The organism is Sporosarcina sp. D27 (assembly GCF_000586555.1).
Lineage (GTDB): Bacteria > Bacillota > Bacilli > Bacillales_A > Planococcaceae > Sporosarcina.
The window spans coordinates 11,922-24,826 of sequence record NZ_AZUC01000056.1; the positions used below are offsets into that span (position 1 = coordinate 11,922).

12 protein-coding genes are annotated in these 12,905 nt (G+C 47.6%); all 12 read left to right on the forward strand.

The features are described from left to right. The first annotated feature begins 2 nt into the window (after window positions 1-2). The 12 genes from N693_RS0114530 (at window position 3) to N693_RS0114585 (ending at window position 12,875) form a co-directional block, all read left to right on the forward strand. Entirely contained in the window at window positions 3-983 is a 981-nt protein-coding gene (locus tag N693_RS0114530) for a FecCD family ABC transporter permease (protein ID WP_371257568.1), read from the forward strand. Beyond that, window positions 983-2,452 (forward strand): adenosylcobinamide amidohydrolase, encoded by a 1,470-nt coding sequence (locus N693_RS0114535; protein ID WP_025785556.1) that lies wholly within the window; start codon window positions 983-985, stop codon window positions 2,450-2,452. Before N693_RS0114530 ends, N693_RS0114535 begins: the two co-directional genes overlap by 1 nt. Continuing rightward, window positions 2,440-3,408: an adenosylcobinamide-phosphate synthase CbiB gene (gene cbiB / locus N693_RS0114540; RefSeq protein ID WP_371257565.1), complete on the forward strand. Its 969-nt coding sequence runs from the start codon at window positions 2,440-2,442 to the stop codon at window positions 3,406-3,408. The genes N693_RS0114535 and cbiB overlap by 13 nt, the downstream gene beginning before the upstream one ends. After that, on the forward strand, window positions 3,395-5,050 hold the full coding sequence (locus tag N693_RS20470) for a bifunctional adenosylcobinamide kinase/adenosylcobinamide-phosphate guanylyltransferase (RefSeq protein WP_025785558.1): 1,656 nt from the start codon (window positions 3,395-3,397) through the stop codon (window positions 5,048-5,050). The genes cbiB and N693_RS20470 overlap by 14 nt, the downstream gene beginning before the upstream one ends. Further along, window positions 5,050-5,886: a cobyric acid synthase gene (locus N693_RS0114550; protein WP_025785559.1), complete on the forward strand. Its 837-nt coding sequence runs from the start codon at window positions 5,050-5,052 to the stop codon at window positions 5,884-5,886. The genes N693_RS20470 and N693_RS0114550 overlap by 1 nt, the downstream gene beginning before the upstream one ends. Beyond that, window positions 5,883-6,644 carry an adenosylcobinamide-GDP ribazoletransferase gene (gene cobS, locus N693_RS0114555; protein ID WP_025785560.1) on the forward strand — a complete coding sequence of 254 codons (762 nt, stop codon included), beginning with the start codon at window positions 5,883-5,885 and terminating at the stop codon, window positions 6,642-6,644. Before N693_RS0114550 ends, cobS begins: the two co-directional genes overlap by 4 nt. After that, complete coding sequence (locus tag N693_RS20020) at window positions 6,617-7,213, forward strand: histidine phosphatase family protein (protein ID WP_025785561.1); 597 nt, start codon at window positions 6,617-6,619, stop codon at window positions 7,211-7,213. The genes cobS and N693_RS20020 overlap by 28 nt, the downstream gene beginning before the upstream one ends. Further along, window positions 7,156-7,548, forward strand: a complete 393-nt coding sequence (locus tag N693_RS0114565; protein WP_025785562.1) for a bifunctional adenosylcobinamide kinase/adenosylcobinamide-phosphate guanylyltransferase — start codon at window positions 7,156-7,158, stop codon at window positions 7,546-7,548. Before N693_RS20020 ends, N693_RS0114565 begins: the two co-directional genes overlap by 58 nt. A 14-nt stretch (window positions 7,549-7,562) precedes the next feature. Continuing rightward, window positions 7,563-8,159 carry a cob(I)yrinic acid a,c-diamide adenosyltransferase gene (locus tag N693_RS0114570; protein ID WP_025785563.1) on the forward strand — a complete coding sequence of 199 codons (597 nt, stop codon included), beginning with the start codon at window positions 7,563-7,565 and terminating at the stop codon, window positions 8,157-8,159. Next, window positions 8,156-8,836, forward strand: a complete 681-nt coding sequence (locus N693_RS0114575; protein ID WP_025785564.1) for a hypothetical protein — start codon at window positions 8,156-8,158, stop codon at window positions 8,834-8,836. Before N693_RS0114570 ends, N693_RS0114575 begins: the two co-directional genes overlap by 4 nt. A 504-nt stretch (window positions 8,837-9,340) precedes the next feature. Next, window positions 9,341-11,491, forward strand: coding sequence for a heterodisulfide reductase-related iron-sulfur binding cluster (locus N693_RS0114580; protein ID WP_025785565.1), 2,151 nt, complete (start codon window positions 9,341-9,343; stop codon window positions 11,489-11,491). 190 nt (window positions 11,492-11,681) lie between these two features. After that, window positions 11,682-12,875, forward strand: coding sequence for an acetyl-CoA C-acetyltransferase (locus tag N693_RS0114585; RefSeq protein ID WP_025785566.1), 1,194 nt, complete (start codon window positions 11,682-11,684; stop codon window positions 12,873-12,875). The last annotated feature ends 30 nt before the right edge of the window (window positions 12,876-12,905 follow it).

Here is a 12,905-nt window from a genome sequence, read left to right on the forward strand (position 1 = left end):
TGATTGCCTACATCGTTTCAGCTGCCGTCCTATTGACGGCAGTTGGTCTCGGTGTATCCATCGGATCCGTTCACGTGCCAATCAGCACGCTTTGGAACCAAGGGGCGGACACGACAGCGACCAATATTTTATGGAAAATCAGAATGCCGCGCGTCATCCTTGCAGGACTCGTCGGTGCGTCACTCGCCATTGCTGGTGCTGCGTTTCAAGGGTTACTCAAAAACCCGCTTGCAGATCCATACACCCTCGGAGTGTCATCCGGCGCCTCTGTAGGTGCTGTGATGACACTCTTTTTCGGCATTAATATTCCATTTCTTGGACTCTACACACTCCCTGTTTTCAGTATGGTGGGTGCCGCAATTACGATGTTTGTCGTCCTCGGCTTCGCTAAACTCGTAGACCGCGGTCTCAATATGGAAACCATTATTTTAACAGGAATCATATTCGGCTCATTCCTCGGTTCCGTATTATCACTTATGATTGCGCTTACAGGTGAAGAATTACGTCAGATCATTAGCTGGCTACTTGGAAGCGTCTCGATGCGAGGATGGAATTACATCAATATGATTCTTCCATTCACAATCATCGGTTCGTTTCTTTTGTGGATGAACCGCAGAGAGCTGAATGCGATGCTATTCGGAGAAGATCGAGCGAAGCACTTAGGCGTTGACGTCAAACGGCGAAAGCTCGTCATCTTAATCGGAGGCTCGATCCTAACCGGTGCAGCGGTATCCGTTTCCGGTACAATCGGTTTCGTCGGACTCGTCGTACCCCATATGACACGCCTCCTTTGGGGATCTGACCATCGTCATCTACTCACACTATCGTTCATGAATGGGGCAACGTTACTCATCATTTGTGACCTCATTGCCCGTACGATTATTTCGCCGACAGAACTACCCGTTGGCGTCATCACCGCTTTCATCGGCGCACCAGTATTTGCATTTATCTTTTATCGACAACGGAAAGGGGGGACTGCGTGATGTTGCACGTACAAGGGATAACTGGTGGATATGGCAAAGAACCGATCGTTAAAAACGTGTCGTTCGACGTACAACCTGGGGAAATACTTGGCATTCTAGGACCGAACGGAAGTGGGAAATCGACGCTTCTCAAAATGATTTCAGGCATCCTACCGAACCAAGCAGGAACCGTTAAAATCGCGGACAAAGATGCAGATAGTTACTCACCTAAAGAATTTGCACGCAACGTCGCGGTCCTTCCACAAATGCACGCACATGCGTTTTCGCATACCGTTAAGGCTACCGTAGAACTCGGCCGTTACCCTTACCAAACGGGGCTTTTCTCCTCGTGGACCGCTGAAGACGAAACAGCCGTAAACCACGCAATGGAAAGGACGGGGGTTGCGCGTTATGCAAACACCCTCATAGAATCGTTATCAGGTGGAGAACAACAGCGGGTTTTTGTCGCTCAAGCCTTAGCGCAACAAGCTCCACTTCTGTTGTTGGATGAACCGACGAACCATCTCGACATCGCCTACCAACAACAACTGCTCGATACTGTTCGAAGTCTCGCAGTTGACGAAGGGAAAACCATCGTTTCCGTCTTCCATGACATCAACTTAGCGGCGCTCTATTGCGATCGATTATTGCTCATGGAAAATGGCGAAATCGCAAAAATCGGATTGCCGCAAGACGTCGTGCGGGAAACGATTATCCAGTCCGTCTACAAAGCGGCTGTCAAAACGCAAGCCCATCCGGAGTTACCGAAACCACAAATGACGTTGTTACCATCCATGAATGGTAGTGTAGAAGAGTCTCTTGTTGTGGATGAAACTCAGTTCACCGTCACAGCAGATAGCGTGCAATTTCACGCATACCAATCACTCAAGACGGTTTCATCCGCAGTACATAATCCAGGAACGGGCTGGTACACGACATTCGTCAATCGCCATGTCGATGCAAATTATGATTGTGATGACGTGAAAAAGGAAATGGAAGACTATCTAGAAAAACGGGGCCATCATCTGACAGATACAGTCGGCATGATGACTGCTGTGCAAACACTACACGCTGAAATTGCTAGCTTTGCAGATAAAGGGATTTCAATCGTCATCGCTGTAACAGCGGGCGTTGGAAATGCAGTCGACGTCTCAAAAGCACGCGAAAGGGAAGCGAATGTAGGTACCATCAACACTTGGATTATCGTCAACGGTCGGCTTTCCGATGAGGCATTTATCCAAGCGATGATCACCGCGACCGAAGCGAAAACACGTGCGCTTCAGACGGAAAAGGTGCTTGACCCACTAACGGGAACTCAAGCAACTGGAACGTCAACGGACAGTTTACTCGTTGCTGCAACACAAATAGGACCAGAACTCCCTTACGCAGGACCCATCACACCCCTCGGTAAATTGATTGGGACTGGAGTCTATGAGTGCACGATCCGTGCCATCCAGACATACAAGGAGGCGAAGGGATGGAAGAGCTGATATTAGCGCATCTATTCGCCGTCACTCTCGGATTCTATCTAGATCAGCTCATCGGTGATCCCAAAAACTGGCCACACCCTGTCCGTTGGCTCGGAACGTATATCTCGAAACTCACCAACTTGCTGAACACAGGGAGTAAACGAACCGCAAAAGGGGCTGTCCTGCTAGTTCTTGTCGTATTGCCGACATTCTTACTCTTTGCAAGCTTGACAGTCGCAGCTTATTGGTGTCATCCAGCAGTCGGTGTTGCAACAGAAAGTATATTCATTGCAATCGGGCTTGCCCAAAAAAGTTTGCGCACCGCAGCGCTCGACGTATCAATGCCCCTTGAAGCAGGCGACATGAAAGAAGCCCGCAAAAAGTTGTCGTGGATCGTAGGGAGAGATACACATGAATTGAACGAATCTGAAGTCACGCGAGGCGTCGTAGAAACGGTCTCTGAAAACATCTCAGATGGTGTCACAGCGCCCCTTTTCTTCGCTTTCATTCTCGGAGCTCCGGGGTTATGGTTGTACAAAGCAGTGAATACATTGGACTCGATGGTCGGTTACAAAAACGACCGCTATCGCGAATTCGGAACAGCATCTGCACGTGCTGACGACATCCTGAACTACATTCCAGCTAGAATAACAGGCTTTCTCATCCTCATTCTTTCGCAGAATGTAGGAGGCATACCACTTCGCGAGAGATTCGAAGGCTGGCTAACAGATGCAAAGAAGCATCCGAGTCCGAACAGTGGCTATTTGGAAGCTGCTACAGCCTGGCAACTTGGTATCCAACTTGGTGGTACAAATATATATAAAGGTGTCGCATCTCGTCGGCCAAAATTTGGTCCGAACTTGCAAAAACTCACAGCCGTTCATATCGACCAAACACTTGTCCAACTAAAACGCGCAACATACGGCGTTTGGACACTCGGCATCATCATCGGAGGGATTATCTATGCCATTGCCTAACCATGGTGCAAACCCGCACAAGTTATACGAAATATTGAATCTCGAGCAGCCAGCGAAAATGCTCGATTTCAGTGAAAACTGCAATTCCGCTGGCCCTCCTGAAGCGATTCAAATAGGATGGAACGAGCTTCTTCCAAAGATTTCCCGATATCCAGATCCGAACGGTGAACCATTCCGCACAGCAGTCGCAGACTTTCATGGAATAGGGATCGAGCAACTTGTTCTCGGCAATGGAGCGGCTGAAATCCTCTCACTCATCGCTAATCGATATCGGGGTAAACGAGCAATCATTGTCCATCCAACATTCTCCGAATACGAAGCAACTTTAACCGCGGCGGGTGCGAGCATTACACATGTCCAAGCGAGCGAAGAAAACGGGTTCGCGTTACCAATTGACGAACTTATAATCGCAATGGAAACCGCGGACGTCCTATACATATGCACACCGAATAATCCGACGGGCTTTTTACCGAAACGAACTGAATTAGTATCGCTCATTCAACATGCGGCAACGGTTGCCTGTGACGTTATTTTGGACGAAGCATTCATTGATTGGGTCGATGAAGCCTTGTCATTCATTCCGGAAGTCAAGAATTACCCGAATGTGATCGTCGTTCGCTCGATGACGAAATTATACGCGATTCCAGGCATCCGACTTGGGTATGCGGTCGCACGTCCTAATCGAATTGACGCGATCAAACGAAATGCACCCCATTGGAACATCAATGCGATTGCGGCACAGCTCGGGACGATTTGTCTGCAGCAAGCGGACTACCGTGAGCGCGCGATTCAGCAAGCAACGGAAGAACGATTGAAGATGACGAACTTTTTAACAGCACGCGGTTGCAAAGTCATCGACTCTGTCGCGAACTTCATTCTATTCAAGCCCCCTGTACATATAGCGGCACAAGATGTTTTCAATAGTTTGCTCACACGAGGCATCGTCCTCCGCCATACCGAAAACTTCAAAGGACTTGATGGACGTTGGCTCCGTATTGGCATGAAATCCGCTAGCGACATGGAGACCTTGCGTGATGCATTAGTACCTTTTTTGGATAAAAAACAGGGCACACTGACATTCATTAGTGGAGGGGTTCGAAGTGGAAAAAGTGCCTACGCCGAACAGCTTGCTCGAACAGAAGCAACACGGACAGGTGGTCGACTCGTATACATCGCTTCAGGCACCGCAACCGACGACGAAATGGCAAAACGGATTGCACGTCATCGATCTGATCGAGCTGATGATGGCTGGACAACGATTGAGCAGCCAACTCATCTCGAGAATGTGTTGCCAAACTTGCAACCGCATGACCATGTAATCTGGGACTGTGTAACGACGTGGCTAGGAAACGAAGCGTTTGAAGGCTGGGAAACCGGGACGCCCTGTATTTTGAAGCCAGAGTGCATGGATCAGAAGATTACTTCGTTGCTAGATACAATCGAGCGTATTCAAAATCTCACGAACCAACTCATCATCGTTTCAAACGAAGTGTTCGATGAACCACTAAAGACAGAGGAAATTACACGTACGTATACACATACACTCGGCGAATTGCACCAAGCAATCGTTGCGAAAGCAGATACCGCGATTGAAATGGATAGTGGTTTGCCGATTGTTCATAAACAAAGGGGGACGCAGTGATGAAAGGGATCATGGTCATGGGAACCGCTTCAGACGTTGGGAAAAGTCTTGTTTGCACAGCACTATGCCGATTGCTTGCGAATGAAGGCATACGTGTTGCTCCGTTTAAGTCCCAGAATTTATCCCCTTATACTGAGCGCGCAATAGACGGAATACCAATCAGCCGGGCGCAATTTATCCAAGCAGAAGCTGCTCGCACTGAACCAACGGCCGACATGAATCCGATCATTTTACAGCCTGGAGCAGACGGAACACTGGCTGGGACGTTCTGTGGTGAACCACTCAAACCTGTCAGTGGCATGGCATATCGAGGTGTGTATTACGAGCAGGCGATTCAGGCGATTGAACGTTCACTCGATTCTTTAAATGAGTCGTTCGAAGCGATTGTGATTGAAGGTGCAGGAAGTCCAGTGGAGATGAATTTACTCGCGCGAGATATTGTAAACATGAGAGTTGCTGAACTGGCGGACGTTCCCGTCGTTCTCGTTGCGGACATCGATCGTGGAGGTGTTTTTGCGTCAATCGTCGGTACCCTCGAATTGCTACAACCATCCGAACGAAATCGTATGAAGGCGATAATTATTAATAAATTCAAAGGTGATCCCGAGGGATTTCAGGAGGGTGTTGAATTTATCGAATCCTACACAGGGATTCCGGTATTGGGAGTGCTGCCATATAAAATCGATCACGGAATAGCTGAAGAAGATACCCCGCGATCTAAAACACAAGCACCGAGTGGGATAGATCATTATGATGCATGGTCTGAACACGTCCGTCAGCATATAGATTGGTCATTACTGAGAGAGATTATCGGAATAGAAGAGGCGTGCCGATGAACGGAATTTTTCTAGCACTTCAGTTTTTCACAAGCATTCCGATCCGAAAAGAACTGCCGATGGAACTTCGTCATATCACAGCGATGTATGGTGCGTTGCCGTTTGTCGGTGCATTGATCGGCCTTTCAATGACTACGAGTCTTCTTGTAAGTGAATGGCTTGGATTCGGGTCACTTCTCGCAAGCGTTCTAGCGCTAGTTGTTGGAATTGCTCTAACGGGTGGATTGCATTTGGATGGCGTTGCGGATACGAGTGATGCCTATTTTTCTTATCGCGATCAAAATCGCCGTCATGAAATTTTGAGTGACCCACGAATTGGCGCATTCGGAACTCTTGGGCTAATCGTATTCATCCTCTTAAAGTTCGCGTTACTCCAGGAATTAATCGCAACCAATCAAGCAAGTGTTTACGTCCTCGTTGCAGTTCCATTTTTCGCACGAGGTGCAATGGTGATCTACTTTGTCACAACCCAACCAGCAAAAGAAAGCGGTATGGCGCATTTCTTTCTTGGAAAACTGAATCGTGGACCGCTAATTAGTTGGACAATTGTATGCATGGTGGCAGGGTTAATTGCCATCGGAATTGTTTTGGAAACTGCCTTTCTACCGATGGTTTTTGTAAGTGTAATCGGCCTTTCACTCTTACTGTATCGATCGTGGACCGTTCGTAACTTTGGAGGTGTGACAGGTGATTTAAGTGGGGCATTCATTGAAGGAATGGAGGTTGTACTATGGTTAGCGGTATTGATATTGTTGTAATCCGTCATTTGCCGACAGTCGGTAATGGCAAAAGACAATACGTCGGGTGGACGGACGAATCCATTATTCCTGGTCCTGTAAGGCCAATAGATATCGAGCATGTCGCAGTTTACGGAAGTGATTTGTTGCGAACGCGACAAACCGCGGCGTTGCTGTTTCCGAACGCGACCTATTTAGCAGATGCACGGTTCCGGGAATGTAATTTTGGTGAATTTGAAGGGAAAACGTATGTGCAGCTTGAAAAGAATAATCATTACCGAAGTTGGGTGGAGGACCCGGCGACGATTGCACCTCCTGGAGGCGAATCGTTGAGACAAGTAGAAGAACGTGTACTTGAGGCGTTTCAGCAATTGCCTTCAGGTGCGCAACTCATCACGCACGGCGGCCCAATCCGACTGTTACTAACACGATTTGCACCTGAACAACGAGGATTTTGGTCATGGGCCGTCCCGCATGGTGCAATCTACCGGTTTCACTGGGATTCAGAGGAACAGTGGAAGGAGGGACAGCGATGCACATCGTTATCGGTGGATCGGCTAACGGAAAACGGAAATTTGTCAGGGAAATGATGCCTGCGAAAACTATATGGTTTGGGGATGAAGCGCCGCTTGAATTGATGCGGTTGAACGAGCTACCTGACCACCAATCAGCTGTTATATGTAACGTCGAAGAGTGGATGGCTACGCAACTTGACGATGAAGAAAAAGCCATTCATGATTTACTCAACGCCATACTAGGGAAAAACGTAACGTTTATCATTACAGACATTGGCAGAGGAATCGTCCCAATGGATGCGCGTGAACGAGCACTCCGCGATGCATGCGGCCGATTGAATCAGCATTTAATGAAAGTGGCAGAGGGAGTCACACGAATTTGGTATGGCATCCCACAAAAACTGAAATAAAGGGGAGACTTTTCATGAAAATCTATACGAAAACTGGGGACAAAGGTCAAACGAGTTTAATCGGAGGACGTGTGGACAAAGACAGTTTGCGCGTTGAAGCCTATGGCACAATCGATGAACTGAATTCATTCATCGGAAAAGCGATGGCGGAGCTTGATTTAGAAACTTGCCAAGACATTTTTGACGACCTTGAAGCGGTTCAGAACGAATTGTTCGATGGTGGTGGAGATCTCGCGAACGTCATGAAAGAGCGCCATTACAAATTATCGGATGAGCCAATTGAAGTTCTCGAACAACGCATTGATGAACTGATGGAAGAGACACCACCACTTGAGAAATTCATCCTACCAGGAGGAACACATGCAGCTGCGTCACTTCACATTTGTAGAACGGTCACTCGCCGAGCAGAACGGATCACCGTGACGCTTATGAAAAATGAAGAAGACGTACCTGGTACTGTCCAGCGCTACTTGAACCGTCTTTCGGACTATTTGTTCGTCGCAGCGCGTATTGTGAACAAGCGTGCAAACGTTTCGGATAACGAATACGTCCGCAGTGCAAAAGTATTCCGAACAGGTGCTAAAGACAAAAAGGATAGCGCAAGCGAATGACTGCGTACCGGAATGCGATTCAGCTCGGTGACTGGATTGTCACGACAGATAATTCTGGAGGTATCGGCGAGAAATTAGATGACCTCGTTGCTGTTCCAGACCGGATTACAGCGCGTTTCGCAACCCGCGTTGCCCTGCTTGAACAATGGGCAGCGGGTGCTGAACCGGAAGCGGTCTTATTACATAATTTTAGCGGAGACATGAGCTGGGACCGGTATTGCGAAGGAATTCGTGACGTGTTCGATGAAATCGGTGGAGTCTCGCCGCCAATCAGCGGCAGCAGCGAAACTAATATGACACTTCGACAATCTGCTGTTGCTGTAACACTGATAGGGAAGCGGGTTTACGAGTCTATTGTTTCTAACGGAAACTGGTATACATACGGTACGCCCCTCGTAGGTGAAGAGGTACTCACAAAGGAGACTGAAATCGCGTCGCTAGCTGTCCTCGACGAAGCACGTCGTAATGGTCTCATCCAGCGAATTTGGCCAGTTGGTTCAGGTGGAGTTTTGGCGGAATGGCAGAAAATTACGGAGGATCGGACTCGCGAAATAACAAGTCCCCTCGACGTAACTTGCTCCGCGGGACCAGCGACTGTTGTGCTGCTGCAAATTGCTTCCGGCAAACTAGCAGATGCCAAGCTCCATTTTGGTCCGTTGCTGCATGCTATAGAATGACATTGTAAGCGCTATTGAAAATCTGCAGTTCAAGGGATTGATTGGTAGCGCTTCGCTTATTTCGTGCAGGTTTGTGTGTGATTGGGCACATTCGCTGGCCGTTGAAATCTTAGTGCGTGCTCAAGAAAAGAGGAATTTGATCATAAATCGCGAATTATGCTCATAAACACTAGAAAGTGCTCATAAAACTAGAAATGTGATCATAAACATAGGAAAGCGCTCATAACCCCAGAAAACCGCTCATAAAACTTGAATAGTGATCATAACTCCCGAAAAGTGCTCATAAACTTCATCCTCAATAAGTACACGCGATGCAACCTATTGGCAAATACGCGCCCCATGGCGACCACCCCTCCCTTCATCAGAATTCACCAGCATTTCAAAATTTTAATTGACTGAATGCTCATTCATATCTTAAACTAGTAAATAACGCATCGACAAATTGCCTCAATTCATCTAGACTAGTAAGAACATTCACTACATACAAAAAAAGGGGAGGACAACATGACACCTTTATTAATCGCCAATTGGGTTTTATTCCTAGGCATCGTCGCATATGGGCTGGCGCTGTTTACATATTTGATCAAAACACGCACGCAATTCATCCGACTCGGGCAAAAAGAAGACTTTGATAACAATGTACAAAAACGCTTGAAAGAAGTATGGGTGAACGTATTCGGACAAAAGAAACTATTGAAAGATAAGAAAAGTGGTTCCATCCACGTGATGTTTTTCTATGGATTTCTACTCGTTCAATTCGGAGCAATCGACCTTATTTGGAAAGGATTGAAACCGGATTCTCACTTACCGTTTGGACCGATTTATCCATTCTTCACATTCTTCCAGGAGATTGTTGTTGCGGTCATCCTCGTAGCGGTCGTTTGGGCATTTTACCGTCGTTACATGGAAAAACTAACACGCTTGAAGCGCGGCTGGAAGTCAGGGCTTGTCCTGATCTTCATCGGATCCCTAATGATTTCTACACTTGTTGCAAATGGCATGAACATGATCTGGCATGGTCACGCAACGACGTGGACAGAACCTATGGCGTCAGGAATTGCAACCGTTTTCAGTTTCCTATCGCCAACGGCTGCAGCAGCGATTTTCTTTGTCGCATGGTGGATTCACTTGCTGACATTGCTCACATTCCTCGTGTACGTGCCGCAATCGAAGCACGCGCACTTGATCGCAGGTCCTGTCAATACGTACATGATGCGTTTCGACCGTCGTGGAAAACTTGCGCCAATCGATTTTGAAGCGCTTGAAGAAATCGAAGATGAAGATGAAATGCCAACACTTGGTGTCGGTAAAATCACGGACTTCACACAACTACAAATGATTGACTTGTATGCGTGTGTAGAATGTGGTCGCTGTACGAATATGTGTCCAGCCACGGGAACAGGGAAAATGCTGTCACCGATGGACTTAATCACAAAACTACGCGATAACTTGACGAACACAGGTGCAATGACTACGAAACAGAAGCCGTGGGTTCCTTCGTTCATGTTTGGTCACACAAAAGGCAATCAGATCGCACTTGCAGCTGGTCTTGAAGGGGCAACAATGGACGACATTTACAATCCATCATTGATTGGCGATGTCATCACGGAAGAAGAAATTTGGGCATGTACAACGTGCCGTAACTGTGAAGACCAATGTCCAGTTATGAACGAGCATGTTGATAAAATCATAGACCTTCGTCGTTATCTTGTGATGACGGAAGGAAAAATGGATGCGGATGCACAGCGCGCGATGACGAACATCGAACGCCAAGGCAATCCATGGGGACTGAACCGTAAAGAGAAAGAGAACTGGCGTGACGCACGTCCGGATCTTAAGATTCCAACGGTAAAAGAACTGAAAAAAGCGGACGAATCCTTCGAATACTTGCTATGGGTTGGCTCGATGGGTGCATTCGACAACCGCTCACAAAAAATCGCGTTGTCCTTCGCTCACTTGTTGAACGAAGCAGGGGTTTCATTCGCAATTCTTGGTAACAAAGAAAAGAACTCTGGTGACACACCTCGTCGTCTCGGGAACGAATTCCTATTCCAAGAGCTTGCGACTGCAAACATCGCTGAATTCGAAAAAGCGGAAGTGAAAAAGATTGTCACAATCGATCCGCACGCATTCAACATTTTCAAAAATGAATATCCAGACTTCGGCTTCACTGCGGAAGTGTATCATCATACCGAACTGTTACATGAACTTGTTCAACAGGGACGGTTGAAGCCACAACATTCAATCGAGGAAACGATCACGTTCCACGATTCGTGCTACCTCGGTCGTTACAATGACGTTTACGATGCACCACGTGAAATTTTGAAATCGATTCCAGGCGTTAACTTGGTTGAGATGAAACGAAACCGCCAAGACGGCATGTGCTGTGGCGCCGGTGGAGGACTCATGTGGATGGAAGAAGACGCTGGACACCGCATTAACGTCGCTCGTACGGAGCAAGCGATGGAAGTGACACCAGGAATCATTTCTTCTGGGTGTCCGTATTGCTTAACGATGTTGTCTGACGGAACGAAAGCGATTGAAGTGGAAGAAACAGTCGGCACGTATGACATTGCTGAACTTCTCGAGCGTTCTGTATTCGGTGAAGGTATTGCAGACGGATCCGAGTCTGAACTGGAACCTGTTTTACAGTGAAAAAAGATTGCAAGACTGACAGATTTGTCCTACAATTAAGACAGTCGAACAGAACAGAATTATAAAACAAATCAAACTGAGGGGGAGCACCAGTGCTTCCCCTTTCTGATGAAACCTCATCGAGCGAGCGTTCAGTCGCTCCTTGTAACCCGAAATGTAAACGCTATCAAAAAACTGGAGGATGATGAAAATGGTTAAAACAGTATTGATTGACGGCGCACGAACTGCTTTTGGAAAAATGGGGGGCGCACTGCAAACCCTCACTGCAAGTGATTTAGGCGGAGCTGCGATTAAATCCGCTCTGGAACGCTCGGGTGTCAAAGCAAGTGATGTAGACGAAGTGATTTTTGGGACTGTTTTACAAGCAGGACAAGGACAAATTCCATCAAGACAAGCAGCGACAAAAGCCGGTCTTCCATGGAAAGTGAAAACAGAAACCATAAACAAAGTTTGTGCATCTGGCATGCGCAGTGTAACACTTGGCGATCAGCTTATCCGCCTAGGTGATGAAGAGGTCATCGTTGCAGGTGGCATGGAGTCCATGTCGAACGCACCGTACTACTTGCCAAAAGGTCGTTTCGGCTTACGCATGGGTGACGCAACACTCGTCGATGGCATGATTTATGACGGACTTTCCGATTCATTTTCACCTGGAAATGTGCACATGGGTACATTCGGAAACTCAACAGCAGAAGCATTCAATGTGACGCGTGAACGCCAAGATGAGTGGGCACTTCGGAGTCATCAACGGGCTGTAGCTGCGAAAGAAAAAGGACTATTTGCTGAAGAAATCACCCCTGTTGAAATTCCTCAGCGTAAAGGCGATCCAATTGTTGTTGACACAGACGAAGCGCCACGAAGAGATACGTCACTCGAAGTGTTGGCGAAACTGCGCCCGGCATTCGGTAAAGACGGATCTGTCACTGCGGGGAACGCACCTGGTGTAAACGATGGTGCGTGTGCACTCGTGTTAATGAGTGACGAGCGAGCAGCGCGAGAAGGGAAAAATGTTCTCGCAACGGTTATTGGCCACGCAGAAGTTGCAGTAGAGCCTGAAAAATTCCCGCAAACTCCAGGACTGGTCATCAATGAAATCCTTGAGAAAACAGGTAAGTCTATCGAAGACATCGACCTATTTGAAATCAATGAAGCATTCGCAGTCGTGGCACTCGCGAGTTCAGATATTGCAAAACTCGATCCGGAAAAAGTGAACGTCAATGGCGGCGCAGTCGCACTCGGTCACCCAATCGGAGCGAGCGGTGCGAGAATCATTTTGACGCTCGCCTACGAACTCAAACGCCGTGGTGGCGGGATCGGAGTTGCAGCGATTTGCTCCGGTGGAGGTCAAGGCGACGCGATTATGATTGAAGTTCCTAAACAATAAATAGCAAGGCGAGCAAACCTGTCGCGCGGG